Annotated in this window: 24 protein-coding genes; 7 read left to right on the forward strand and 17 right to left on the reverse strand. The window is 32.8% G+C overall.

What is annotated here, in order from left to right; genetic code table 11:
* Positions 1-2 precede the first annotated feature (2 nt).
* Both Q0876_RS09550 and Q0876_RS09555 read right to left on the reverse strand, forming a co-directional pair.
* The gene (locus Q0876_RS09550) at positions 3-1763 is read right to left on the reverse strand and encodes an ATP-binding protein (protein ID WP_299226858.1); all 1761 of its coding nucleotides are present in this window, start codon (positions 1761-1763) and stop codon (positions 3-5) included.
* Positions 1764-1836: 73 nt separating this feature from the next.
* On the reverse strand, positions 1837-2283 hold the full coding sequence (locus tag Q0876_RS09555; RefSeq protein ID WP_299226860.1) for a hypothetical protein: 447 nt from the start codon (positions 2281-2283) through the stop codon (positions 1837-1839).
* A 205-nt stretch (positions 2284-2488) separates the two neighbouring features.
* Between Q0876_RS09555 and Q0876_RS09560 the strand changes: the two genes are divergently transcribed.
* A complete protein-coding gene (locus Q0876_RS09560; protein ID WP_299226864.1) occupies positions 2489-3355 on the forward strand; it encodes a hypothetical protein in 867 nt (288 codons plus the stop codon).
* An 83-nt stretch (positions 3356-3438) separates the two neighbouring features.
* A complete protein-coding gene (locus Q0876_RS09565) occupies positions 3439-4215 on the forward strand; it encodes a hypothetical protein (protein ID WP_299226866.1) in 777 nt (258 codons plus the stop codon).
* 30 nt (positions 4216-4245) lie between these two features.
* Here Q0876_RS09565 and Q0876_RS09570 read toward each other — a convergent pair whose 3' ends face one another.
* The 4 genes from Q0876_RS09570 to Q0876_RS09585 all read right to left on the reverse strand — a co-directional run bounded on the left by Q0876_RS09570 (position 4246) and on the right by Q0876_RS09585 (position 8430).
* Positions 4246-5637 carry a serine hydrolase gene (locus Q0876_RS09570; protein WP_299226869.1) on the reverse strand — a complete coding sequence of 464 codons (1392 nt, stop codon included), beginning with the start codon at positions 5635-5637 and terminating at the stop codon, positions 4246-4248.
* Between the two features lie 112 nt (positions 5638-5749).
* Positions 5750-6568 (reverse strand): helix-turn-helix domain-containing protein, encoded by an 819-nt coding sequence (locus Q0876_RS09575; RefSeq protein ID WP_299226872.1) that lies wholly within the window; start codon positions 6566-6568, stop codon positions 5750-5752.
* 135 nt (positions 6569-6703) lie between these two features.
* A complete protein-coding gene (locus tag Q0876_RS09580) occupies positions 6704-7087 on the reverse strand; it encodes a hypothetical protein (protein WP_299226874.1) in 384 nt (127 codons plus the stop codon).
* A 116-nt stretch (positions 7088-7203) separates the two neighbouring features.
* Positions 7204-8430, reverse strand: a complete 1227-nt coding sequence (locus Q0876_RS09585) for a glycosyltransferase N-terminal domain-containing protein (protein ID WP_299226876.1) — start codon at positions 8428-8430, stop codon at positions 7204-7206.
* A gap of 88 nt (positions 8431-8518) precedes the next feature.
* Here Q0876_RS09585 and Q0876_RS09590 point away from each other — a divergent pair, with 88 nt between their 5' ends.
* Positions 8519-9673: a DegT/DnrJ/EryC1/StrS aminotransferase family protein gene (locus Q0876_RS09590; RefSeq protein ID WP_299226879.1), complete on the forward strand. Its 1155-nt coding sequence runs from the start codon at positions 8519-8521 to the stop codon at positions 9671-9673.
* A gap of 5 nt (positions 9674-9678) precedes the next feature.
* Entirely contained in the window at positions 9679-10701 is a 1023-nt protein-coding gene (gene galE, locus Q0876_RS09595; RefSeq protein ID WP_299226882.1) for a UDP-glucose 4-epimerase GalE, read from the forward strand.
* Between the two features lie 18 nt (positions 10702-10719).
* Here the strand turns inward: galE and lspA are convergent, their stop codons facing one another.
* The 3 genes from lspA to Q0876_RS09610 form a co-directional block, all read right to left on the reverse strand.
* The gene (gene lspA / locus Q0876_RS09600) at positions 10720-11220 is read right to left on the reverse strand and encodes a signal peptidase II (protein ID WP_299226885.1); all 501 of its coding nucleotides are present in this window, start codon (positions 11218-11220) and stop codon (positions 10720-10722) included.
* Positions 11221-11228: 8 nt separating this feature from the next.
* Positions 11229-12122, reverse strand: coding sequence for an ACP S-malonyltransferase (fabD, locus tag Q0876_RS09605; protein ID WP_299226888.1), 894 nt, complete (start codon positions 12120-12122; stop codon positions 11229-11231).
* Between the two features lie 130 nt (positions 12123-12252).
* Positions 12253-13182: a dihydrofolate reductase gene (locus Q0876_RS09610; protein WP_299226891.1), complete on the reverse strand. Its 930-nt coding sequence runs from the start codon at positions 13180-13182 to the stop codon at positions 12253-12255.
* A 297-nt stretch (positions 13183-13479) separates the two neighbouring features.
* On the opposite strand from Q0876_RS09610, the gene Q0876_RS09615 reads away from it, so the two are divergent.
* Positions 13480-13779, forward strand: a complete 300-nt coding sequence (locus Q0876_RS09615) for an isoamylase early set domain-containing protein (protein WP_299226894.1) — start codon at positions 13480-13482, stop codon at positions 13777-13779.
* Between the two features lie 280 nt (positions 13780-14059).
* On the opposite strand, the gene Q0876_RS09620 is transcribed toward Q0876_RS09615, so the two are convergent.
* From Q0876_RS09620 to Q0876_RS09640, 5 genes are all read right to left on the reverse strand, one after another.
* Positions 14060-14884 carry a thymidylate synthase gene (locus tag Q0876_RS09620; RefSeq protein WP_299226897.1) on the reverse strand — a complete coding sequence of 275 codons (825 nt, stop codon included), beginning with the start codon at positions 14882-14884 and terminating at the stop codon, positions 14060-14062.
* A 138-nt stretch (positions 14885-15022) separates the two neighbouring features.
* Positions 15023-16726 (reverse strand): nucleoside transporter C-terminal domain-containing protein, encoded by a 1704-nt coding sequence (locus tag Q0876_RS09625; protein ID WP_299226901.1) that lies wholly within the window; start codon positions 16724-16726, stop codon positions 15023-15025.
* Between the two features lie 10 nt (positions 16727-16736).
* On the reverse strand, positions 16737-17345 hold the full coding sequence (locus tag Q0876_RS09630; protein ID WP_299226904.1) for a bifunctional nuclease family protein: 609 nt from the start codon (positions 17343-17345) through the stop codon (positions 16737-16739).
* Between the two features lie 114 nt (positions 17346-17459).
* Complete coding sequence (locus tag Q0876_RS09635; RefSeq protein ID WP_299226907.1) at positions 17460-18422, reverse strand: electron transfer flavoprotein subunit alpha/FixB family protein; 963 nt, start codon at positions 18420-18422, stop codon at positions 17460-17462.
* Between the two features lie 21 nt (positions 18423-18443).
* On the reverse strand, positions 18444-19190 hold the full coding sequence (locus tag Q0876_RS09640; protein WP_299226910.1) for an electron transfer flavoprotein subunit beta/FixA family protein: 747 nt from the start codon (positions 19188-19190) through the stop codon (positions 18444-18446).
* Between the two features lie 310 nt (positions 19191-19500).
* Between Q0876_RS09640 and Q0876_RS09645 the strand changes: the two genes are divergently transcribed.
* A complete protein-coding gene (locus tag Q0876_RS09645; RefSeq protein WP_299226912.1) occupies positions 19501-20484 on the forward strand; it encodes a pyruvate dehydrogenase complex E1 component subunit beta in 984 nt (327 codons plus the stop codon).
* A 94-nt stretch (positions 20485-20578) separates the two neighbouring features.
* Complete coding sequence (locus tag Q0876_RS09650; RefSeq protein ID WP_299226915.1) at positions 20579-23089, forward strand: DUF5686 and carboxypeptidase-like regulatory domain-containing protein; 2511 nt, start codon at positions 20579-20581, stop codon at positions 23087-23089.
* 56 nt (positions 23090-23145) lie between these two features.
* Here the strand turns inward: Q0876_RS09650 and Q0876_RS09655 are convergent, their stop codons facing one another.
* The 3 genes from Q0876_RS09655 to Q0876_RS09665 all read right to left on the reverse strand — a co-directional run bounded on the left by Q0876_RS09655 (position 23146) and on the right by Q0876_RS09665 (position 24995).
* A complete protein-coding gene (locus tag Q0876_RS09655; protein ID WP_299226918.1) occupies positions 23146-23676 on the reverse strand; it encodes a DUF5655 domain-containing protein in 531 nt (176 codons plus the stop codon).
* Positions 23677-23688: 12 nt separating this feature from the next.
* Positions 23689-24099: a DUF1761 domain-containing protein gene (locus tag Q0876_RS09660; protein WP_299226921.1), complete on the reverse strand. Its 411-nt coding sequence runs from the start codon at positions 24097-24099 to the stop codon at positions 23689-23691.
* A 65-nt stretch (positions 24100-24164) separates the two neighbouring features.
* Complete coding sequence (locus Q0876_RS09665) at positions 24165-24995, reverse strand: AraC family transcriptional regulator (protein WP_299226924.1); 831 nt, start codon at positions 24993-24995, stop codon at positions 24165-24167.
* Between the last annotated feature and the right edge of the window lie 66 nt (positions 24996-25061).

A 25061-nucleotide genomic window follows, 5' to 3' on the forward strand; every position in this document is an offset into this window, starting at 1 on the left:
TTTTACTGTTTGTGGATAAGTAATTTTAAAGCAACTTTAGTGCCTTTGCCAATTTTGCTTTCAATGATAAGCTTACCTTTATTTTTAAGTGCCAATTCATTGCAGAGCGCCAACCCTAAGCCAGTGCCTGTATTTCCATAAGTGTCTGGCGTGGATTGTCTTAGGATATTGTTATTTGATCTTTGTATTTCAATATTAAATCCTTTTCCTGTGTCCTTAATTTCTAGCACAATATAGTCTCCGTCTGTATAGCTTTTAAGTTGGATTTCTCCTTTTTCGGGAGTAAATTTTATTGCATTATCTAAAAGATTTCTATAAATGACTTTTACAGAATTAAGATCAGCATACGCGAAATTTGGTGTTTCTATTTCTTTATTGAGGACTATATGTTTTTCTTCAATTATTGGAAGGTAATCATAAAGTACTTGATCAACTATTGCATTCAATTCTATTTTTTTTGGTGTAAATAATAATTGATCTTTATTTTCAAGTACCCAGTGTAACGTATTGTCCATTAGTAGTGAAGTTTTTTTTGAAAGACTATAGCTTTCTGTAATAAGCTGCCAATTAGAGTTTTGAGAATTTGATTGAAGATTTGAATCAGATAGAATTTGAAAAAGTTTGTGTTTTATATGATGAATAGGGGTTTTTAGATCATGTGTTAAGATAGAGAATAGTTTGTCTTTGGTATTGTTTAAATGCGTTATCAATTGTTTTTGCTTTAATGTTTTATACGAAAAATAAGTGCCAATTATCAAAGTTAATAGCAATGAAAATCCAATAATGCTATAAAGATTCTTCTTAAGTGTTTCAGATTTTAAAATTTCATTACTAGCTGCTAAAGCCACTTCTTTTTCCTTTTTAGCAAGCTGCCATACTTTGTCTCTATTCCATATACTGTCATGAATTTTTTCATATAGTTTACGATAGTGTATAGCTTTTACATAATCCTTTGCATTTTCATTAACAACAGCTAAATTTAGATACGCATTCTGTAATATATTTAAATCGTTAGCTTGCTTTGCATACTCAAGTCCTTTTTCAAAGAAAGGAATTGCTTGGTCATCTTTATATTGTGTATAATATAAGTTAGCTATATCTAAAGATGATCTTGCAAGCCCAAGAGTATCTTTTAATTTTTCATTGAGTTGAAACCCTAGCAAAAGATTTCTCTCAGCATTTTCATAATCACCCATGTGTAAATAACAAAGACCAAGGTTATGAATATTAACATTTTGTTTTTCAGAGTTTACTTTTGATCTAGCCTTCCATTTTTCTAGCCATTCTGCACCAAGTTTAAATTCTCGTTGTTCTAAATAGACCTGACCTAAAATAGCATAGAGATTGCCTACAGAGCTATACTGTTTTTTATTGCCTATAGTAATAGCTTCAGTTAAACTTTTAACAGCATCATTATAAAGTTTCTTTTCATCTAACACAATGCTTTTCAGTGTGAGCATGATATAATGCTTACTGGAGTCTTTGATCTGTTTCTTCTCTTTGATTCTTGCTATCAACACATATGAAGAATCTATTTGACCTCGAGAAAAATACACATGCGCATTGTGAAATTTATCCTTGTTTAGTTGCATAAAAACATCTTCATCTTTCGAATTACAACTATTACATGCTTTACGGATTTCTGTCTTAAACTCTGAAGAAAACAGTTTCTCTTGAGAATAACATTTAGGTATGTTAATGACTAATAAGCTCACGCCAATGACTGCCAAAAACCTACCAAATCTACTTTGGTTTGATTTCATAGTGCATAAGAATAATAATTTTAAAAAGGGAGAGCTTAAGAGGTGATTACTACCTCTCGGGTTTTTATTGGAATTAAGGGTTAGGAATTCCAGATGTTGTTACAGTTCCTCGTTCTAATTCTGGATCAGGAAAGGGTCTGCCCTTATCTTTACCTTCAATTACAACATACTTTACATAAACACCATGATCTTCATTAGCTGTTGAATTTTCTATTTCATATTCAATTGTAAAAAAGTATAAATTTGGAGGTTCATAACTTGCCCTGTGTGGGAACTCAATATCAATAATGTGTAAATATTTACCTTTACCCAAACCTGTATCAAAAGTGCCTTTAGATAAAGTTGGGCCATTAATTATAGGAGTAAGACCATTAGGTATTTGAGCAATAATTTCAACAATAAATTTTGTTCCTTGAGGTATAAACGTTACCAAAGGAGTAGTCCATTTCATATCTTCATATGGTCCGCCAGGAAGTTTGTACTGACTTGATTTTACGGAATTGAATTCTATACTCATCATTTTGAAATTTATAATTACGCTTTGGAGAGCTAGTAACAATTTATATCACGTTTTCCACTTATGATGGAAATTTAACCGCTTATACCGATAAACTCTCCGTTCACTAAAGATAAACAAAATTTGGCTAGAATAATGGCAATATTTGATTAACAATTTTAAAGCGCCTATTAAGTTGGGCAATTTTCTAACCAAAATATTTTACAAAATGAAGACACAAGAAAAAAAACCAAAATCGATTACAACACTAAACGATTTTAAAGTACAGTTAGCTAAAGCTGATGCATTCTTTAATGACCCTAACCTTCCTAAAACTCTAGAGCTAGAGGATGGTGAAGATCCTTATGCTGATAAAGATGGATTGATTGAATTTATAATAGCAAGTGAGCTTATAGACAATCAAGAAGTAATGGACAAATTACTTGAGCAGAAGAAGATTCTTATTAGTATAGGATCTATTGTTACAGACTATGTTTTTCGATATGCTAAAGCTTATGGAATGGAGTATAAAACTGACGCTGAATTATGGGAGAGAGCTATTGCTAATATCCCATTAATGTCTTTTATGACTACTCAAAATCAAACATACTCAAGACACTCACAAGGAATTGAAATAGCTGCTGATTTTATTGAATTGATTTTAGACACAGTAGTTGATAAAGGGTCTAATGCAATGGATAAGTTTAGAACATTTCTGTCTAATCAAGGTGAATCGTTAAGAGCTGGTGTTGAAACCAATGCTGATGCTTACGAAACATTTACATTTGGATGCGCTCTAGAAGTAGTTGAAATAGGAGATACTATAGTATATACACCAAAAATTAAAACGTATGGTGCTAATTTTGATCGTTCAAACTATAAATTTTCACTCTTTTGCGCTAGTTATAATAAGGTAGATATCAACTTTGACTACCTTTATTCTGCATCAATTTTTGATTATGAAGCTCTAGAAGATCCTGAAGTTAAAGAAAAATTTGAGGAGTTTATTAAGGGTGGTAGAAAAGCATCTATTGAAAGATCGAAGACATTTTTTGAAGGTGAACTTCCTCCACCTCCAGCACCACCAATTAAATAATGGTTCTAATAAGAAAATGGAACTATAATCTAATTATTGTAGTTCCGTTTCTTATTTTTTATTAATCTTTAAAATATATAATTATGCCAGTAATGTTAACATGGAATATGCAAGGTGGTATGGGCACTTATGGGAGTAAGTGGCAAGAATTATCCAATAGAATAAACAATCCAGGTTTTTATGGTTTCCCAGCTGCACCTAGCATTATTTTTCTTCAAGAATGCTCTACTGTTCCTAATATGATAACACCTCCAGGTTGGGGTCCAATTCCAGGAGCTCCTCCAAATGTTACAAGAGGGTCAAGAAATTTTGGAACTTATCATAACCCAAATTGTTATTTTGTTGCTCACCATGCATGGGGAGCTAACAGTCGTGTCTCATTTGCAGTTTTAATAAGTACAGCAGCTATAGCTAATCCTGCTACTCATCAACAATTTTCTCAAGATTTATCAGCTAATATAGTTGTCCACAATCCAGTAGTCGCTGCCGCAGGCACTCGCCCAATATTAGGTGTGACACATGGAGGCGCAACATATTATACAATGCATGCACCTTCTGGAGTTGCCTCAGGATTTTCAAGAACCTACATAAGTGGAATGATAAATGCTGCTTTTGCAGGAGGTCCAAATTATGTAATTGGTGGTGATTTCAATTGTGAGCCTAATACACTTTATGATGCAGCTCATCCAATTCCAGCAGGTAGCGTTTTAAATACTAGCGGTAGTGTTACGTATTTAAATACGTTAAAAGAATATGATTATTTTGTTTCGAATAATAATGCTTTGGCTGGTACTGCTTTAAATAATGAAGCCATAACTAATCTCATTTCTGATCATCTGGGAGTTATTGCAGATTATTAATAGATGTCATTTGTATGACTTGGTTATAAATTAATTGAATTTTTTGCCTAACCAAGTCATATTATCTGGCATAACAAATAAAGAGGTAGAAACATTTTTGGTTGTTTTTTCATCTACAATCCATAAAAAAGCAATACGATCATCATTATCGCAAACAAACCAAACCTCTATACCATTTAAATCTTTGTCTTCAACCCATCTGTAACCATGAGCTCTAAAATTTGGTAACGAATTGCGATGCTTCAATATTTCATCCCAAGTTGGATCGTCTCTTTCAATAGCATTTTTAACTGAATTGTTTATGTATATATCAATCATTTCATCCTTGTTTCCGTTTTCTATAGCGTTGATCCAAACCTTCATTGCAGCTTCTAAAGGAATAGAATCATTAAGATTATTTGGATTAACTAGAGTGATACTTTTTTTCTTGGTTTTTTTGTTTGAAGGGTAGACTTCAAATATATGCTCAACAGATCTTTTAATTTCAGACATTTTGTTTAAGTCTGGAACACCAATATTGTTGAGTGCGATTAAGGTTATATTGTTCTTGTGATTAAAATAGATCATATTAGTATAGTTAGGTAAAGCACCATATATTTCAATGATTTTGTCTTCAGAAGAATTATAAAGTATGTGTTTTGAATTTGCATTTAAAAACTGGTCTTTTTTTAATGCTTTAGACAGTTTTATCAAGTCTTCTAAAGTTGAATAACAACCTCCAGAGGCATATCTAGCTTTAAAGTTCTGATGACCTTCAATCCATTGATTTCCTTCTTTGATATAGCCTGCTATAGGTGTTTCGTTAGTGTAGCCGCTATTCTTCATGCCTAAAGGATCAAATATATATATTGAATACGCTTCGTTGAGGTTAAGCCCTGTAACTTCTTCTATAACGCTTCCAAGAAGCCAATAATTTAAATTACTATACTCCATATCACTTCCTGGTTCAAACTTTAATTTGAAGTCTTGTATTGTATCAAGATAATGGCCTGCAAAATCGTTTATGTCAAATAGTATGCTAGACATGAGGTTGTCTTTATCTAATTCGCGAGGTAACCCTGAAGTCATTTTGAGCAAGTGGCCTATAGTAATTTTTCTTCCGAAAGAAGGCTTGAAGTTTTTCCTATATTTGTTGATGGTGCCTTCTAAGCTTAATTTTTTTTCTTCGATAAGTTTTACGATTACAATTTCGGTAAATAATTTAGTAATGGAAGCTAAATAAACTTTAGTATCCCAATTAGGTATAGGAATGTTAGCATTAGTATTTGCTATTTTATTTTGATACAGTTTAACATTATTCTGTTCGATGTAAACTATTCCATTGAACTCAGTGCTAGAGAGGATATTATTTATAGATTGAAATATTTGTTCTTCAGGAGATTGACATTGAAACACTAATACGAAAGCGAAAAATAAGGACAATTTTTTTAACACAATTTTTATTTAAAATGAGTCCTTAAAAATAAATTTTGGATATACATTAAAATAGTAAAAAATCGTCAGAAAAAGTTAAACTCTGTTAAATGGAAATGATTTAAGAAGAGAAAATTGGAATTTGAAAGCGTCTATCAGATTTAAAAAAATCCTTAGGCTTCATACTTGTAAATTGTTTTATTTCCTTATACAAATGAGTTTGGTCGTAGAAGCCATTATCAAATCCTATTGAAGATAATTTTGTATTAATATGATTATTTGTGATTTTTAAAGTATGAAATAGCCTTATTATTCGGCAGTATTTTTTAGGTGTTAAACCTAAGTTAGTTATGAATTTTCGCTCAATGGTTTTTAATGAAGTATTAGTTTTGAACGCTAAATCTTTAAAATTTATTTGCCCTTTAGTCTTTAAAATTTCTTGAATGGTATAATCAAAAACCATATCGTTTTTATTAATACGACTTAGTCTTTTCATCAAAAAAGTTTGAATAAGTTGTAATTGTTGGGTTTCATTTTGTGCTTCAAATAACCGATGTTCTAAAATACTAATATCTGTTCCAAAAACATCTTGTATTAGAATAGATTGATCTATAGTATGCTTTAGATTCTGTTTAGTGAATTTATATAAACTATATGGTTTTATTCTTACAGATAAAAGAATGTTGCCTGTAACATTAATATTCTGAGCTTTTGTTTTCAATCCAGACAAATGGCTTTTAATTTTTACGATCTTTTCAGTGTCTGAAGACTTTCTGTACATTGTATTTGATGTAAATACAAGTTCAACTGTATTGTCTGGAACTATTAAGAAATCTTTGTTGTGATTTGAGATACTATTTGAATGTTGTTCTTTCCAAACACAGTCAACATATTTGTTAAGCTCATAATTAAGTTTATATTCTTCGTAAAGTTTATCCATACAATAAAAATAAAGGTTTTACACAGATGGTAGATTTAAACAAAAGTTAATTTATATAATAGGTTGGGTTGTAAAAACAAAAAAGCCTGATTTTTATAAATCAGGCTTTTTTTAGATTATTGATTAGACCATAAATTAGTTGTCTTTTTTCAACTTGTCTGCTGCATCATTCAATGCTTTTGCACCTTTGTCTTTAGCATCATCAGCAGCGTCGTTAACAGCCTTTTCAGCATCGTCTGCCATGTCTTCAGCGCCTTCTTTTACAGCTTCAGCACCATCTTTGATAGCATTTCCAGCAGCATCAACCGCATCTTCAGCACCTTCTTTTACGGCTTTAGCACCATCTTCGATAGCATCACCTGTAGCTTCTGCTGCATCTTCAATTGCGTCTCCAGCTTCTTCAGCTGCATTTTCAATATTATCTGCCGCCGCTTCAGCACCTTCTTTAGTTTCTCTACATGATGTTACAGACACAACAAGTGCCAATGCCAATGCAATGTTTAAAATCAGTTTTTTCATTGTAATAGTTTTAGTGTTAATTATATTCCACGAAATTAATAACTTAAATTGAAATGTCCTTAAAAAACATTAACTTTTTGTTAACATTAAGTGGCTTTCCTTTTAATTTTACTGAATTATATACGTATATAATCCATGATTTGGACGACAGCACCTTTACTATTTTCAATAAAATCAGAATTAAGTTTCCCTAGCTTTTGTCTTTTTTCTAATGAATTAACCAAATCATCAAGTTGGCTTTCCAGTTGTGCTTCGTTACGTATTGAAATCACGCCACCATGGTTGATCATCTGAGAGGCTTCAGGGAATTTCTGATGATTTTTACCAATAATAATTGGCACACCAAAAACTGAAGGTTCTAAAATATTATGCAAACCCGTCGTACCCATTGCTCCACCTACATAAGAAATATCTGCGTAGCTATATATTTTACTAAGTAATCCAATAGTGTCAATAATTAAAACGCTATGCTCACTTAGATTCTTTTGCGCTTTTTCAGAAAATAAAACAGGCGCTATAGTTAATTTAGAAATAATCTCTTTGATGTGATTTTTCTTAATTTCATGAGGTGCAATAATGAATTTTATTTTTTTTGAGACTTTCTTATTAATATATGGTAAAAGTATGGCTTCGTCTTCGGGCCAAGAACTCCCAATTACAATACAAATAGAATTGCTTTTAAATTTTGAAATAAAATCGAGATTATTATCTTGCTGCAGTTGGTTTGAAACACGATCAAATCTGGTGTCGCCAGAAACAGAAACATTAGTAATTCCAATTTCATGTAACAGCGATTTTGAATGTTCATTTTGAACAAAGATATGCTCAAATGCTTTTAGTGCATTTCTTACGTTGTTACCATACCATTTAAAATAAGATTGTTCTTTTCTGAATGAAGCAGAAATTAAAATGGCACGTAATTTCTTTTTCTTAAGTGTATTTAAAAAATTTGGCCAAACATCATATTTAACAAAAACAGTAAACTCAGGGTTGACTACACTTAAAAATTGATGAGCATTTTTTTTAGTATCTAATGGTAAGTAAGTAACAATATCTGCAATTGGTGTACATTTTCGAATTTCATACCCTGAAGGAGAAAAAAAAGTCAATATGATCTTATGTGATCTGTAGTTATTCCGTACAGCTTCAAATACGGGTAACCCTTGTTCGTATTCGCCAAGTGAAGCACAATGAAACCAAATGGTTTTATCGTTGGGACTTAAGTTTTTATTTAAAATCAAAAAGGTGTTACGTCTTCCTATAACGCCTAATTTTATTTTAGTATTAAATAGAGCTAGGGTTTTCAGAAAAAAATCAAGTATGTATATTCCTAAGTTATACAATGAGGTACTGTTTAAGTTCTTGCTAAAATACTGTTCTTTGTAATAAATTCATTGCTTAATGGTAACGAATTTTGTAATTTCGTCAAGTATGAAAAAAATTCAAATGGTTGACCTAAAAGGTCAATATAACAAAATAAAAGAAGACGTTGACCAATCGGTTTTAGATGTCTTAGATTCTACAGCTTATATAAACGGACCAAAAGTTCATGATTTTCAAAAAAACTTAGAAGCTTATCTAGGCGTCAAACATGTTATCCCTTGTGCGAACGGTACAGATGCATTGCAAATTGCAATGATGGGATTAGGGTTAAAGCCTGGAGATGAGGTTATCACTGCAGATTTTACATTTGCAGCAACTGTAGAGGTCATTGCCTTATTACAACTAACACCTGTTTTGGTAGATGTAGATCCTATTACGTTCAACATAGATATCGATGCGATTAAAAAAGCAATTACACCTAAGACAAAAGCTATAGTCCCTGTACATTTATTTGGGTTGTGTGCTAATATGGAAGCCATAATGGAAATTGCAAATAAGCATCACTTATTTGTTATTGAAGATAATGCCCAAGCCATAGGTTCGACCTACACATATAGCGATGGAAGAACAGCAAAAGCAGGAACCATTGGTCATGTGGCTTCGACATCATTTTTTCCATCTAAAAACCTTGGCTGTTATGGTGATGGCGGAGCGATTTTTACTAATGATGATGATTTAGCTCACACGATAAGAGGAATTGTGAATCATGGAATGTATCAGCGCTACCACCATGATGTGGTTGGTGTTAATTCTAGACTAGATTCTATTCAAGCCACTATTTTAGATATCAAACTCAAGCGTTTAGATGATTATAATAAAGCACGACAAAATGCTGCAAGAGCATATAGTGCTGCTTTTAGAGGTATAGAAAATATCATTGTACCAACAGGAAAAACTAGCTGTCAAGGGATATGTGATGTTTGTGATTGTCATGTGTTTCATCAATATACACTTCGCGTTTTAAATACAGACAGGGATGCTTTGGTTAAACATTTGAACGATAAAGGAATTCCATGTGGTGTGTATTATCCAATTCCGTTACATCTACAAAAAGCTTATCAAGATTCTAGATATAATGAAGCTGATTTTACAGTGACCAATCAATTAGTGAAAGAGGTGATCTCGTTGCCTATGCATACAGAGTTAGATAATGAACAAATAGAATTTATTACGTCTACGGTTATCAATTTTGTAAATGCTTAAATAAGATGAAAAAAATTCTTGTTACAGGCGGATTAGGCTTTATAGGATCACATACAGTCGTTGAATTACAAAATGAAGGCTATAAGGTTGTAATTATTGATGATCTATCAAATTCTACAATTGAAGTCTTACAAGGCATTATTTCTATAACTGGCAATATACCTGAGTTTGAAAAACTTGATTTAAAGGATAAACTATCTGTTGAATCGTTTTTCGCCAAGCATGATGATATTAATGGTGTTATTCATTTTGCGGCAAGTAAAGCGGTAGGCGAAAGTGTTGAACAACCCTTGTTATATTATGAAAATAATATCAATACATTGGTATATGTTCTAAAATCTGTATTGCAATTAAAAACCTCTAATTTTATTTTTAGTTCATCATGTACAGTTTATGGGCAAGCAGATGAGATGCCAATAACAGAGAACGCACCCGTTAAACCAGCTGAATCGCCTTATGGAAATACGAAGCAGATTGGTGAAGAAATTATTAGAGATACCTGTAGAATATCGAATAAATTTCAAGCCATTGCACTGCGTTACTTCAATCCCATTGGCGCACATTCAAGCGCAAAAATAGGAGAGCTTCCAATAGGAATACCACAAAATTTAGTGCCATTTATTACACAAACAGCAGCGGGACTTCGTGAGTGTTTATCTGTTTTTGGAAACGACTATCCAACTCCCGATCGGACATGTATCAGAGATTATATTCATGTTGTAGATTTGGCTAAAGCCCATGTTGTAGCTTTAAAAAGGCTCATCGAAAATAAGAATGAATCAAATTTTGAAACTTTTAATATAGGAACTGGCGTTGGTAGTTCAGTTTTAGATGTTATCAAATCATTTGAAAAAGTTTCAGGAAAGTCACTAAATTATAAATTCGCTCCACGAAGAGATGGTGATGTTATATCTGCTTATGCTAATACTGATAAGGCTAACAATATCTTGGGTTGGAAAGCACAATCTACTCTTGATGAAGCCGTAAATTCTGCTTGGCAGTGGGAAAAACGCATTAGAAATCTATAAGCAGTTACGTAAGATTTTTTAACTGTTAATTTTACTTTTATGTTTTGAAAAGAACGAGGCGTAGAAAAGTACGATCATTCCGAAAGTAACAGACATATCTGCTACATTAAAGATGCCAGTTTTAAAAACGCCGCCTAGATCGATAAAGAAAAAATCTGTCACCTTCCCAAAAGCGATTCGATCAAAAACATTAGCTATTCCTCCACCTGCAATACACGACAAAGCTATTACGCTTATTTTATCTAAGCCTTTATTTGTGATAATATAATAAATTAGGTAGCCCAATACTAGTACAGGTAGTACTAATAAAAATAGAACTTTTAGGGTAGGATTCATATCACTTCCCATGCCTAAGAATGCACCTTCGTTTTCAACATATTGCATTACAAGTGTATCTCCAATAAGTTGTTTGACTTCTCTGTAAGCAAAATTAGCTCGCACTAATACTTTAGAGATTTGATCAATAGCTATGTTTACCGCAATCAATACAATGATTCCTACATTTCTAGATAATTTCATAAACTCTCTTAAGCGTTAGTTTCAAAAGTTGCAGATGCTGTTTCGGTTTCTCTGTTGATTTTCTTAACAAGGCCTTGTAATACTTTTCCTGGACCAACTTCTGTGAAGTGTGTTGCGCCATCAGCAATCATCTGTTGAACAGATTGTGTCCAACGCACAGGAGCTGTTAACTGAGATATTAAGTTTGCTTTTATGGTATCTTCATCATGTACTGCATTTGCAGTTACATTTTGATATATTGGGCAATTTGGCTTACTAAATATGGTGTTTTCAATAGCCGCAGCCAATTCTTCCCGAGCTGGTTCCATCAAAGGCGAGTGAAATGCACCACCAACAGGTAACACTAATGCACGTCGAGCACCTTTTTCTTTTAAAGACTCACATGCCTTATTAATAGCATCTATTTCACCAGAGATCACTAATTGTCCTGGGCAGTTGTAATTTGCAGCAACAACGACACCGTCTGTTGTAGCGCAAACTTTCTCAACAACATCATCATCTAAACCTAAAACAGCAGCCATTGTACTTGGTTGAAGTTCGCAAGCTTTTTGCATGGCTTGAGCACGTTGAGACACAAGTCTTAAGCCGTCTTCGAAGTTTAATGTTCCATTAGCAACTAAAGCCGAAAACTCACCTAGAGAGTGACCAGCAACCATATCTGGTTTGAAATTATCTCCTAGAGTTTTAGCTAAAATAACTGAATGTAAAAAGATTGCTGGTTGAGTAACTTTGGTTTCTTTTAAATCTTCTACAGAACCTTCAAACATGATATCTGTAATAGGAAACCCTAAAATATGATTTGCCTTCTCAAATAATTCTTGTGCTAAAGGAGAGTTTTCATAGAGGTCTAATCCCATTCCTGAGAATTGTGCTCCTTGACCTGGAAATACGTATGCGTTCATTGATGTCAATATTACGCGACAAAAATAGGAATAATATCTTAATTCTTTAAGTCTACTGAAGTGTCTTCTTAACAGTTTTTATAATAGTTATAATGTTTAGCGCTTTTGAGTTTCAAGTATGTTTTAAATACTATCGCCTTTCATAGGTGATAAACGTAAATGCATATTGGTGCTTATTATCTTTTTCATGAAATTCACTGTGTGTTTCTTTCCAAATAGAAGTGTTTATTTCAGGGAAGAACGTGTCAGCATCTTGAAATGTTGCATGTACACGCGTAATTTCAATTTTATCTGCTAAAGCTAAAGATTGTTTATAAATTTCACCACCACCAATTATAAAAGGTTGCATATCTTTTTTAGCGGCATCTAATGCATCTTCTAATGAGTTTACAACAATTACACCATCAGGAACAGAATAAGCTTCTTGTCTCGTAATTACTATATGGGTGCGATTGGGTAGTGGTTTTGGAAAACTTTCAAATGTTTTTCGGCCCATAATAATGTGATGCCCATTGGTTAAAGATTTGAATCGTTTTAAATCATCACTCAAGTGCCAGATTAAATCATTGTCTTTACCTATGGCATTGTTTTCTCCAGCTGCGACAATTATTGTAAGCTTAGTCTTTTTTTTTTGATCGCTAGAGATGTTACCTAAAGTTTCATTGTAGGCTTGTGTTTTAGCAATGTGCTTTTCTTCCTTTAAGTACTCTTGCTTTAATTGTTCTATACGTTCTTGTTGTTTAGCAACCAATGCCTCACGTTGTTGATCTTCCCAATCTTTACCCATAAAGTTATGAGTTATAAAAACATTAATAAAATGGTATAAAAACAAGAAGAGCCAGATAAGAATGGCATATACAAACCAATCAATATTGAAAAAAGTAGTGTCTTTACCAATTCCTAATACAGTATTTGCTAAAATTAGAAAAACAGCACCTATTAAAAATACTACAAAATGAAGATACAAATATCTTTTTTGTTTGATGCGTTTTTCGGCGGCTTTGATAAGAGCCAATTGCTCTTGATCTATTTGAGGGTTTACTTTCTTTTTTCCGAACATGATTATAAATAATGTAAATGTAAAGTTAGTATTTTTAACGCAAACGTTGTAATAATTACGGGGTTAAATATTAGAGGTTTTACGCAAACGTTGTCGTTGTAAAAACACTGAAAATCAGTATTTAATGGATGATTTTTTATTTGATGATTCATTAATTTTTGATTGATTTTTTTTGATAGTTTAAAATAAATGGTACTTGATTTTATTAAATTGATAATTCTTTAGTTTATTATTAAATTATACGGAGAACAGCATGTATTCTTTTATACATTTGCTTAAAATAAAAACCTAATTATTATGGCAATTACTAAGCAATATTTAAAGAGTAGACCAGTTTGTAAAGTGACGTTTACTGTGCCAACTGAAACGGCAAAAAAAGTAGCAGTTGTTGGAACATTTAATGAATGGAATCAAAAGAAAGCAGTTCAATTGAAAAAATTAAAAAACGGAACTTTTAAAGGAACTGTAGATTTAGAAAAAGACAACTCCTACGAGTTTAGATATATTGTTGATGGTCAATGGACAAACGATGATCAAGCAGACGCTTATGCATGGAGCGATTATGCTGCTGCTGAGAATAGTGTTCTAAATGTATAAAGATCTAAGTTTTTAAAAATTTTAAAAAGCACGTTCAATAAAAGCGTGCTTTTTTTACTGCACTTTTCTAAGGAAAAGACAATCTGCCATATCATAATCTAAACTCAGTTTAATAAAACTCATAATTTTTTTGAGAACATTTCTTAAGCTCTTCATTAGTTGAGGTTTTCTCACAGTTTCTGTATACAAAGTATTTTAAACGCTTGTCATCTAAGGCAAATTCTTGTGGATAAACAGAACAGCTTAAGATTATAGCTGTTAATATATTTCATAAAATAACTTATACAGCAACTATACCTTTAATGTGAGGGTGTGGATTATAATCAATCAAAGTAAAGTCCTCAAAATTAAAATCGAAAATATCTTTTACTTCAGGATTAAGCTTCATTTTAGGAAGTGGTCTAATATCTCGTGACAATTGCAACTCTAACTGTTCATAATGGTTACTGTAAATATGAGCATCACCAAATGTATGTATAAACTCACCTGCTTCATAACCGCAGACCTGAGCCATCATCAAAGTGAATAAAGCATAGGATGCAATATTGAAAGGAACACCTAAGAAAATATCTGCACTTCGTTGGTACAATTGACAGGATAATTTACCATTAGCAACATAAAACTGAAAAAAAGCATGACAAGGAGGCAATGCTGCTTTACCGTTGGCAACATTTTCACTGAATGATTTTGAGGTGTCTGGTAGTACTGATGGATTCCAGGCAGAAACGAGCATGCGTCTACTGTTAGGATTGTGTTTCAATGTATGGATAACGTCTTTGATTTGATCTATTTCATCACTATTCCAATTGCGCCATTGATGACCATAAACTGGTCCTAGATCTCCATTTTCATCGGCCCATTCATTCCATATACGTACTCCATTTTCGGTTAAATAGTCAATGTTAGTATCACCTTTTAAAAACCAAAGTAATTCGTATATAATTGACTTTAAATGCAGTTTTTTAGTGGTCACCATTGGAAATCCTTCACTTAGATCAAAACGCATTTGATATCCAAAAACACTTTTAGTACCAGTTCCAGTACGATCTCCTTTTTCGTTTCCTTGTTCTAGTACGTGCTTAACTAGGTCGTGGTATTGCTTCATAATTCAGTATTTATTAAGGCGAAAACACTCTAATTTGTAGATTAATTTTTCAAGAAATAAAAATAAAAATTAGCATGTAATCTTTAAGGATTATGGCCTTTATAATATTAAAAGTTATTAACGATAGTTAATTAAAAATCAGCCAATAATCATGCCTGCTATTGTAGCAGAAATAAGCGAGGCAAGTGTGCCACCAATGAGCGCTTTCATACCAAATTTTGAAAGTTGTTTTCTTTGACCAGGTGCTAATGAACCAATGCCACCAATTTGAATACCAATAGATGCAAAATTTGCAAAGCCACAAAGCATGTAGGTTGCCATGATAATTGATTTTTCGTAGTTTAGGTGAGTTGCATTAGCAACATTCTTTAAATCGGCTAATTGTATATAGCCAACAAACTCGCTAGCTGCTAATTTAATGCCTAAGAGCTGTCCCATGAGCATTGCATCTTCTTTAGCTACACCAATAAGCCACATCAGAGGATAAAATATAGTTCCTAAAATAGCTTCTAATGAGAATGCGCTGTAAGGTGAGTTCGCACTAACCCATTCATTTAAGCCTCCAATAGTTCCAATTTTTAGTAAACCATAATTAATCATTGCAATAAAAGCTACAAATACGAGTAACATGGCACCAACATTAACAGCGAGTTTTAAGCCTTCAGTGGTACCATTTGCAATAGCATCTAAGAAGTTTGAACCTATTTTTTCTTGTGAAACGGTAACATCAGTATTTACATCTTCGGTTTGTGGGTATAAAATTTTTGAAATTACTATAGCGCCAGGAGCAGCCATCACTGAAGCGGCTAGTAAATGCTTTGCATATACTAATTTTAAAGCTTCGTCATCACCGCCAAGAAAACCAATATAAGCTGCCAATACCGCTCCTGCTACTGTAGCCATACCACCAATCATGACAAGTAATATTTCAGACTTGTTCATTTTCTCTAGGTAAGCTTTAATTAATAAGGGAGCTTCTGTTTGGCCTAAGAAGATGTTTCCGGCTACACTTAAACTTTTGGCTCCAGAAATTCCTAAAATTTTTGTCAAAAGCCATCCCATAGCTTTCACTACTTTTTGAATGATTCCCAAATAAAATAATACAGAAGTTAAGGCCGAAAAGAATAAAATAGTTGGTAATACTTGAAATGCAAATATGAATCCATACGAATTTACATCCATAAAACCACCAAATAGGAATTCACTTCCTGATTGTGTAAAACCTAAAATTTTTATAAAAATTTTCCCTACGAATTCAAATACAGATTTAATAAAGTCAATTTTTAAAACACCAATGGCAATTAGTAGTTGAAATGTTAAACCAATTCCAACTGTTTTCCAATTTATAGCTTTGCGATTACTACTAAACAAAAAAGCAATTACAATTAAGGTTACCATTCCTAAGACACCTCTCCACAAGCTATTAAATGAAAAGCCTTGGCTTGGGATTATAGTAGATGCTTGAGTTTTAATTACAGTAGTTTCAATTGGTTGTGATGTTTTGAATTTATATGCGATATTGTTTTCAACAAAAACCAGAGTAGAATCTGTAAGTTCTGAAATTTTATACCTCCTAATGGTGTCATTGGGTTGAGAATAATACAATACTAATAATTTATTCTGATACATATAGTCACCAGAAGCCTTTAGATTATTTTTTGCCTTGAGTGAATAATTAAATTCTCCAGAGTTTAAATGAAAAACATCGGAATTATCAATTTCAAATAATGAAGTTCCATTTTCATTTTCAACAGAGGCAAATTGCCATTTTTTTTCTAGCTCTTGCGCGTGTAATATTAATCCAAAAAAAATAGCTGCAATAGCTAGTAAAAAATGTTTCATCTGAAAATGTTTAACGTTTGGAGATTTCGTCTCTTATTTTGGCTGCTTTTTCATAATCTTCGTTAGCAACAGCTTCGTCTAAAAGGGTATGTAATTCTTTTAAACTTTTATCTTTATAATTTTCCTGAACACTAGCTTCGATTTCTTCTGCTACAAAATCATCAACCAAAATACTGTCTTGCTCTTCGTCGGCTTTTTTAGGGTTGACTTTTAAATAGATTCCTGCTTTGTCTAAGATGTTCTTATAAGTGAAAATTGGTGCTTGAAAACGTAGTGCTAAAGCAATAGCGTCACTAGTTCTGGCGTCAATAATTTCTTCAATTTTATCACGTTCGCAAATGAGACTTGAATAAAATACACCGTCTACTAATTTATGAATGATCACTTGCTTGACTACAATATCAAAACGGTCTGCAAAATTCTTGAAAAGGTCGTGAGTAAGTGGTCTAGGAGGTCTGATCTCTTTTTCTAAAGCGATAGCAATTGATTGTGCTTCAAAAGCACCAATTACGATAGGAAGTTTACGATCACCATCAACTTCATTTAGAATTAAAGCATATGCGCCATTTTGGGTTTGACTATATGAAATTCCTTTTATGTTTAATCTAACTAAACTCATAATATATAAAACACAAAGAACTGTTTAAATTAGGACTTTACCAACTGCCTTGAGCAGATTTATGTATAAAGAACTAATTGAAACAGCTCTTTTCAAAACACAATTTAAAAAAAATTATGCGTTTTGGGCTTTAAATGCTTTTAATTTTTCGATGAGTGTAGGTACTACTTCAAAGGCATCACCTACGACTCCATAATCTGCAGCTTTAAAGAAAGGTGCTTCAGGATCTGTATTGATCACAACCTTAACTTTAGATGCATTAATACCAGCTAAATGTTGTATTGCACCAGAAATACCAATGGCAATATATAGGTTTGAAGCAACAGGTTTTCCAGTTTGTCCAACATGCTCACTATGAGGCCTCCATCCTAAATCTGATACTGGCTTAGAACATGCAGTTGCTGCACCTAAAACGTCAGCTAACTCTTCTACCATTCCCCAATTTTCAGGACCTTTTAATCCTCTTCCTGCCGAAACTACTATTTCTGCATCAGCAATTGTAACCTTATCTGTAGCTTTATCTACAGATTGGACTGTGACTCCTGATGAAGGTATTGAAGGTGAGAATTCTTCTGAAGTCGCACTTCCTGTTGATTCAACTAATCCAAATGCGTTTTTTGATACACCAACGATTTTGGTCTCTGTATCTATGGTTGTTATATTAAATGCTTTATTGGTAAAAGCGGTACGTTTTACCGTAAAAGGTGTTGTGCTTGATGGTGCTTCAACAACATTAGAAGCATAACCAGCTTCTAATTGTATGGCTAGCATTGGAGCTAGATATTTGCTGTCTGCACTTGAACTTACGACAACTACGCTAGCATTTTCCTGTTTTGCAGCTTGAGCAATAGCACTTGCGTATGCATTTGCGTTAAAGGTGTTTAAATCATCATTAGTTATGCTTAACACTTTATCTACACCATAATTGCCCAATTCTGAAGTGTTTTCAGCATTAATGGCAACAGCAGTAACTGAAGTCCCCATTTGGTTTGCAATTGCCTTAGCGTAAGAAGCAACTTCTAAAGCTACTTTTTTAAATTTTCCTTGTTCTGATTCTGTATATACTAAAACTGACATCTTTTTTCTTTTTAAGGTTAATTAAATAACTTTAGCTTCGTTATGTAGTAAATTAACTAGTTCATCAATATTATCTGCTTCTACTAAAGTGACAGCACCTTTTGGCGCAGGCTTTTCAAATTTAACAGATGTCGTTTCTACAGTTGCATTTGCTGGCTCAACGACAGATAATGGTTTTTTACGTGCCATCATGATACCTCTCATATTTGGAATGCGGAGGTCACTTTCTTCAACAAGCCCTTTTTGTCCACCAATAACTAGTGGTAAACTTGTTGAAACAGTTTCTTTACCACCATCAATTTCTCGCATTGCTGTAGCATTCGTGCCGTTAACTTCTAAGTTTATGCAATTGGTTACAAAGTTTGCGTTAGTTAAACTTGCTAGCATTCCTGGTACCATACCACCATTATAATCAATAGATTCACGACCTGCAATCACTAAGTCATAACCACCTTCGTTAACCACATTTGCGAGTTCTTTTGCTACTTGAAAAGCATCTTTAGCTTGAGTGTTGACTCTTATTGCGGCGTCTGCGCCAATAGCTAGAGCTTTACGAAGCGTTGGTTCTGTTTCTGGGCCACCAACGTTAACTACAGTAACTTCTGCGCCTTGTTTTTCTTTAAACCACATGGCACGAGTTAAGCCAAATTCGTCATTTGGATTAATAACAAATTGAACACCATTGGTGTCAAATTTAGTGTCGTTTTCGGTGAAATTGATCTTTGAAGTCGTATCAGGAACATGGCTAATACATACTAATATTTTCATATCGAAATTATTTATTTTGAGTGTATATTTTTTCTAGTGCACGAAGATAATTATAATAATTCTAATTTTACTATGCGCGCATAATAAATTTTTGTGAAAATTTGATTTTTATTCATTTTGATTATTAAATCTTCAGTGATTTTGTTTAAAATCATCAATTATTCAAAATTTTATCATTAAAAAGTGGAATATAGATCTATAAAATCACATCTATTAAGTTTTAGACCAATAACAATAGATTGATTATTTCATTCTAGCTTAATTTTTAACCAATAATTATTATTTTTGCTATTCGTTTAAAAACAGATACATGAAGACAATTCAATTTAGAGAGGCTATTGCTGAAGCCATGAGTGAAGAAATGCGAAGAGATGAAAGCATTTATTTAATGGGTGAAGAAGTGGCAGAGTATAATGGAGCTTACAAAGCTTCAAAAGGGATGTTGGATGAGTTTGGTGCAAAGCGTGTAATTGACACACCAATTGCAGAGCTTGGTTTTGCTGGCGTTGCAATTGGTTCTACCATGACTGGTAATAGACCAATTGTTGAATATATGACCTTCAACTTTTCGTTGGTTGGGATTGATCAAATTATAAATAACGCAGCAAAGATCAGACAAATGTCTGGAGGACAATTTAAATGCCCTATTGTTTTTCGTGGTCCTACAGCTTCTGCTGGACAGTTAGCTGCAACACATTCTCAAGCCTTTGAAAGTTGGTTTGCCAATACGCCTGGACTAAAAGTGGTTGTGCCTTCAAATCCATACGATGCTAAAGGATTATTAAAATCTGCCATAAGAGACGACGATCCAGTAATTTTTATGGAAAGTGAACAGATGTATGGTGATAAAGGTGAGGTTCCTGAGGGAGAATATACTATTCCGTTAGGTGTAGCTGAAATAAAGCGTGAAGGTACAGACGTTACTATTGTATCGTTCGGAAAAATAATCAAAGAAGCTTATAAAGCTGCAGAAGAATTAGAAAAAGATGGTATTTCTTGCGAGATTATTGATTTGCGTACCGTTCGCCCTATGGATAGAAAAGCTATTGTTAAGTCGGTAAAGAAAACAAATCGTCTTGTAGTTTTAGAAGAAGCTTGGCCATTTGGAAATGTTGCTACAGAAATCACATACTTGGTTCAGTCCGAAGCATTTGATTATCTAGACGCTCCAATTGTAAAAATAAATACTGCTGATACACCAGCGCCTTATTCTCCTGTATTACTAGAAGAATGGTTGCCTAATAGTGAAGATGTAATAAAAGCTGTTAAAAAAGTAATGTATATTAATACATAATGGTTTTATTAAACCATCTAATAAATCGTAATTTTTTACGTTAATAAACTTCATTGACTCCTTTTGCATGATTGTTGATGAAGTTTAATTGCCTATGAACCTTAAACTACTTCTTTTTTTCTTTTTCTTCGGAATCTTTTCTGTAAATGCACAAACCAAAGTTAGTGGCTACGTTTTGGACGATTCAGACCAGCCTGTTGCCTTTGCTAACGTTTTATTCAAAGGGTCTACAGAGGGAACGATAACAAATGAGAACGGAAGATTTTATTTGGAGTCTGAAAACACATGGGAAACAGTAGTTATTTCTTTTTTAGGCTATGAAACACTTGAAATTCCACTTGAGAAAAAAGTTAACTACGATCTTAAGTTTATTTTAAAAGAAGAAGCTTCAGCACTTAATGAAGTCGTTATTGTTACAGGAAAGCAATCTAAAAAAGCGTCTGAAAACCCTGCAATTAGAATCCTTAAGAAAATATGGGAGCGTAAGCGAAAAAATGGCTTACGTCAATTCAAGCAATATAATTATGATAAGTATGAAAAGGTAGAATTTGATCTTAATACAATTGATAGTGCACTTATTAAGAGTAAGTTATTTAGAGGTATGGAGTTTGTCTTTGAGGAAGTAGATACTTCTAAGGTAACTGGAAAAACATATTTGCCTATTTTTATTAATGAAGCCTTTAGTAAGGTCTATGGTGATAACTTGCTTAATAAAGAAAAAGAAGACTTAAAAGGAAATAAAAATTCTGGTTTTAGTAATAATCAGATCATTATTGATTTTGTTGATGACTTATATTCAGATTTTGATATTTACGACAACTATCTCAAATTTTTTGATAAGAGTTTTGTTAGTCCATTATCACGAACAGGAGTGCAAACGTATAATTATATCTTATCAGATAGCGCATATATAGATAACAAGTGGTGTTATAATATTATCTATTACCCAAGGCGAAAAAATGAATTGACATTTAAAGGTGATTTTTGGGTAAATGATTCTACATACGCTATTAAGGATATCAATTTGCAAGCTTCAAAAAGTGCTAATATCAACTGGGTAAAAGAGATCTATATTGAACAAGAGTTTGAAGTATTGAACGATTCGATATTTCTTATCAAGCGCGATTATATGTTATCAGATTTTGCGTTGAATAAAAAAGAAAAATCTCGAGGTGTCTATGGTAAGCGCACTACACTTTACGATAATTATGTTTTTGACGAAGTAAAAGATGAAGAGTTCTATGATCAAGAGGTTTTTAGCTTTGATGAGGCCGTTTATAATCGTGATGATAGTTTTTGGGAGCAAAATCGTTTAGAATCTTTAAATAAAGATGAAAAAGGAGTCTACAAGATGTTAGATACCCTCAAAACAGTTAAAAAATTTAAAAGGCTCTATAATCTAGGAAGTATACTAGCTTCAGGTTATATTGAATTTCCTAGTATTAATTTTGATTATGGACCAATTTTTTCTACAGTTGGATTTAATGAGGTAGAAGGGCTGAGGTTGCGAACAGGAGGCCGCACCTATTTTGGAGCAAATGATCTTTGGCGATTAGAAGGGTTTTTAGCTTATGGTTTTAGAGACGATAAATTCAAGTATGGTATCTCTGGGAAATGGTTACTCGATAAGAAAAGCCGATTTATAATTTCAGGTGGAAACCGACGCGATGTAGAACAAATTGGAGCTAGTCTTACTACTTCTACAGATGTTTTAGGAAGAAGTTTAGCCTCTTCTGCAGTAGTTGGTACAGGTGCAAATGATAAGCTGACCAATATTAACCTTTCGGTACTTTCGCTTGAAATTGAGCCAGCTAAGAATTTAGTGTTAAGATGGAGTGGAAATTACAGAACTTTGGAGTCTGCGTCAACCACATTTAGTTTAGATTATAATAACCCTGAATCTATCACAGGAGTTTCTTCAGAAATAAAACAGTTTGAGTCTTCATTATCAGTATCCTATTTTCCACAACGTAAAATGACAGGTTTTGGTGTGGAAAGAAAAATTTCAAATGATAATTTTGCCAGATTGTTTGCACAGATAAGTAGAGGTGATCGTGATTGGTTTAATAGTGATTTTGATTATACCAAGCTACAGTTTTCTTATTTACAACCTTGGCAAGTAGGAGGATTTGGTCGCTTATATACCACAGTTGAGGCAGGTAAAACCTTTGGTGATGTGCCTTTAGGATTATTAAGTGTGATACCAGGAAATCAAACTTATTTTTCAATTTATAACACATTTCCTCAATTAGATTTTTATGAATTTGTAACCGATACTTATGCATCTATGCATATAGAGCATAATTTTAATGGACGTATTTTCTCTAGAATCCCTTTTTTAAAGAAATATAACTTAAGAGCCATTGTAGGCTTAAGAGGTGTTTGGGGGGAATTGTCTCAAGATAATATTGCACTTAGTACTACAGGAAATCCATTAGAATTCCCATTAATAGCACCTGATGAAAAAATATATTATGAATATAGTCTTGGTGTAGGTAATATTTTTAAAATATTACGAATAGATTTCAACTTTAGAGGAAACTATCTTGATAATCCTGATGCTAGACGTTTTGGTATTACAGGAAGTTTTGGATTTAGTTTTTAAACATTAATGAAATAAAAAAGCTTTCTCATTCAAAAGAAAGCTTTTTTAAAGAAGCACTAATTAGCCTTTTCATAAGCTTCTTTAATCCAAGAAAAAAGTTCTTCATCAAGTTCTTCTAGACTGCTTATTCTAACCCTGTGTGTACACATAGCGCCAAATGGACCTGAATTTTCAAGTCTCGAAGTAGTATCTACGCCTTTAAGTTTCAACCCTAAGTCGATACGTGTTTTAGTAGCTGGTTTTACTAAAACAAATTGCCGTTTTCTAATAAAACTTACACTATCTTTTTTGGGTGTTATGGTAATATCATTCCCTAATTGAGATATGTTTGCTAGTAATTGATTATAAATTGGCCTCAAATTTGCTTTGCCTTTATATTGATTATTTAATAAATCCTTATCATCAATTGATTCAGCATCAGCTTTTCTAGCCTTTAATGATACAAAATTAGCGTAACCATGCGTAAACCCATATTCGTTTTTTAAAAATTCAATTATAGCTTTATGTTTATCAATTTGTGATGCTTTCACAACTTTTATCCAGTAGTCGAGAGATTTACCTGTTTTTTCTAAGAGCCCTTTTTCCATGATTTTATGTGTTTACCAAGCACCTAAGATGGTGCCCATTAATGTTAATGTTATTGTGCAATAGCCTGCATTTATAGAAAATGCTTTAAGCGATTTCATTTCAAAAAGATATAAAATACCAAGCATCGTACTCACCCAACCTATACCTGCAAAAAATCCTGCCATAGTCCCAAAAATCACATCGGCTTTTGTGCCAATGAACATTTCGAGAATTAAAGCAGCTATAAAAGCTAAAAGAAGTGAAAGTCCGAATGTTTTTGTAGGCGATCTTTTTTTTAGATCTTCTTCAGTAAAGTTAAATTCTGTCATCCAAGCTTTTCCGAAGATTGGGCCATACCATATACCACCGATAAGAAATGATGAAATAGCGGCTATAATAACTGATAGCCAGTTGATGTTTTCAAGCGCTGCAATTAAATCCATAGTTTGATTATTTTTAAATTGAAGTACAATACTACTTCAATAAAAAAACGTAGGATAGTAAAAAATTAACCTTTTCTGTCTAAAGGAAAAAAGTTAGGCTCGTCGTTATGAAAATCATGTTGAATAAATTTCTGTGGATTAAGCCCTGAAAAATGTTTAAACTCTTTGATAAAATGTGATTGATCAGCATATTCGCATTGATAAGCGACTTGTGACCACTCAATTTTTTCTGACTTATAAATTTGTTGTAAAATTTCATTGAATCTTAAAATACGCTGATAATATTTAGGAGTGAGACCAACATATTTTTTAAATTGATTAATTAAATGCTTTTGTGTTTTTGAGTAGTTGTCAATAATCTTTCCGTAATTAGATACAGATTCTACTTGTAGTTTTTTTATAACTTCTAATAATTCTTCTGGAGGTATTTTATTTGAATCATACCTCATGGTCAACCATTCTTCAGCACATTTGAATTTTTCAATTATTGATTGCTTATTTAATATAAAAGCTCTTAGTTCAAGTATTTCTTTACCTAAGATGTTCTCGGCAGGAACTATGCTCTCGTTCAATTCGTGAATTGGAAAATGAAAAAAGGGATAAGGCCCAAAAGGTTTAAACTGAATAACAAACATCTCAGAATTTTGATGTGCAGAGATCGAAATATGATTTTTATGCATCCCAGAGACCCAGACTTTACTATAACTCTCATTGGGTTCTAATGTTTTATTGTCATAGGTATAGCGTTCAAAACCGTCTAATTCAAAAATAATATAGAGATGACCTGTTGGAATTACTCGTTCTACTGAGTGATCTGGCATGAAATCTTTAAAATGAAATACAGATTCTACATAAGTACTTAGAGGAGGATTTAGAATGTGAGCTTTAAATTTCATGAAATTGTTTATTGGAGTTGATACCGTTGTTTATTAAATGAATATAAAAACAAGTATATGTTATCA

The sequence above is a fragment of the uncultured Psychroserpens sp. genome (genome assembly GCF_947503375.1).
GTDB lineage: Bacteria > Bacteroidota > Bacteroidia > Flavobacteriales > Flavobacteriaceae > Psychroserpens.

Coding starts and splice junctions, on each gene's coding strand:
- Q0876_RS09550 (WP_299226858.1), bottom strand. CDS start 1,763: ATGAAATCAAACCAAAGTAGATTTGGTAGGTTTTTGGCAGTCATTGGC.
- Q0876_RS09555 (WP_299226860.1), bottom strand. CDS start 2,283: ATGATGAGTATAGAATTCAATTCCGTAAAATCAAGTCAGTACAAACTT.
- Q0876_RS09560 (WP_299226864.1), top strand. CDS start 2,489: ATGAAGACACAAGAAAAAAAACCAAAATCGATTACAACACTAAACGAT.
- Q0876_RS09565 (WP_299226866.1), top strand. CDS start 3,439: ATGCCAGTAATGTTAACATGGAATATGCAAGGTGGTATGGGCACTTAT.
- Q0876_RS09575 (WP_299226872.1), bottom strand. CDS start 6,568: ATGGATAAACTTTACGAAGAATATAAACTTAATTATGAGCTTAACAAA.
- Q0876_RS09580 (WP_299226874.1), bottom strand. CDS start 7,087: ATGAAAAAACTGATTTTAAACATTGCATTGGCATTGGCACTTGTTGTG.
- Q0876_RS09590 (WP_299226879.1), top strand. CDS start 8,519: ATGAAAAAAATTCAAATGGTTGACCTAAAAGGTCAATATAACAAAATA.
- galE (WP_299226882.1), top strand. CDS start 9,679: ATGAAAAAAATTCTTGTTACAGGCGGATTAGGCTTTATAGGATCACAT.
- lspA (WP_299226885.1), bottom strand. CDS start 11,220: ATGAAATTATCTAGAAATGTAGGAATCATTGTATTGATTGCGGTAAAC.
- fabD (WP_299226888.1), bottom strand. CDS start 12,122: ATGAACGCATACGTATTTCCAGGTCAAGGAGCACAATTCTCAGGAATG.
- Q0876_RS09610 (WP_299226891.1), bottom strand. CDS start 13,182: ATGTTCGGAAAAAAGAAAGTAAACCCTCAAATAGATCAAGAGCAATTG.
- Q0876_RS09615 (WP_299226894.1), top strand. CDS start 13,480: ATGGCAATTACTAAGCAATATTTAAAGAGTAGACCAGTTTGTAAAGTG.
- Q0876_RS09620 (WP_299226897.1), bottom strand. CDS start 14,884: ATGAAGCAATACCACGACCTAGTTAAGCACGTACTAGAACAAGGAAAC.
- Q0876_RS09625 (WP_299226901.1), bottom strand. CDS start 16,726: ATGAAACATTTTTTACTAGCTATTGCAGCTATTTTTTTTGGATTAATA.
- Q0876_RS09630 (WP_299226904.1), bottom strand. CDS start 17,345: ATGAGTTTAGTTAGATTAAACATAAAAGGAATTTCATATAGTCAAACC.
- Q0876_RS09635 (WP_299226907.1), bottom strand. CDS start 18,422: ATGTCAGTTTTAGTATATACAGAATCAGAACAAGGAAAATTTAAAAAA.
- Q0876_RS09640 (WP_299226910.1), bottom strand. CDS start 19,190: ATGAAAATATTAGTATGTATTAGCCATGTTCCTGATACGACTTCAAAG.
- Q0876_RS09645 (WP_299226912.1), top strand. CDS start 19,501: ATGAAGACAATTCAATTTAGAGAGGCTATTGCTGAAGCCATGAGTGAA.
- Q0876_RS09650 (WP_299226915.1), top strand. CDS start 20,579: ATGAACCTTAAACTACTTCTTTTTTTCTTTTTCTTCGGAATCTTTTCT.
- Q0876_RS09655 (WP_299226918.1), bottom strand. CDS start 23,676: ATGGAAAAAGGGCTCTTAGAAAAAACAGGTAAATCTCTCGACTACTGG.
- Q0876_RS09660 (WP_299226921.1), bottom strand. CDS start 24,099: ATGGATTTAATTGCAGCGCTTGAAAACATCAACTGGCTATCAGTTATT.
- Q0876_RS09665 (WP_299226924.1), bottom strand. CDS start 24,995: ATGAAATTTAAAGCTCACATTCTAAATCCTCCTCTAAGTACTTATGTA.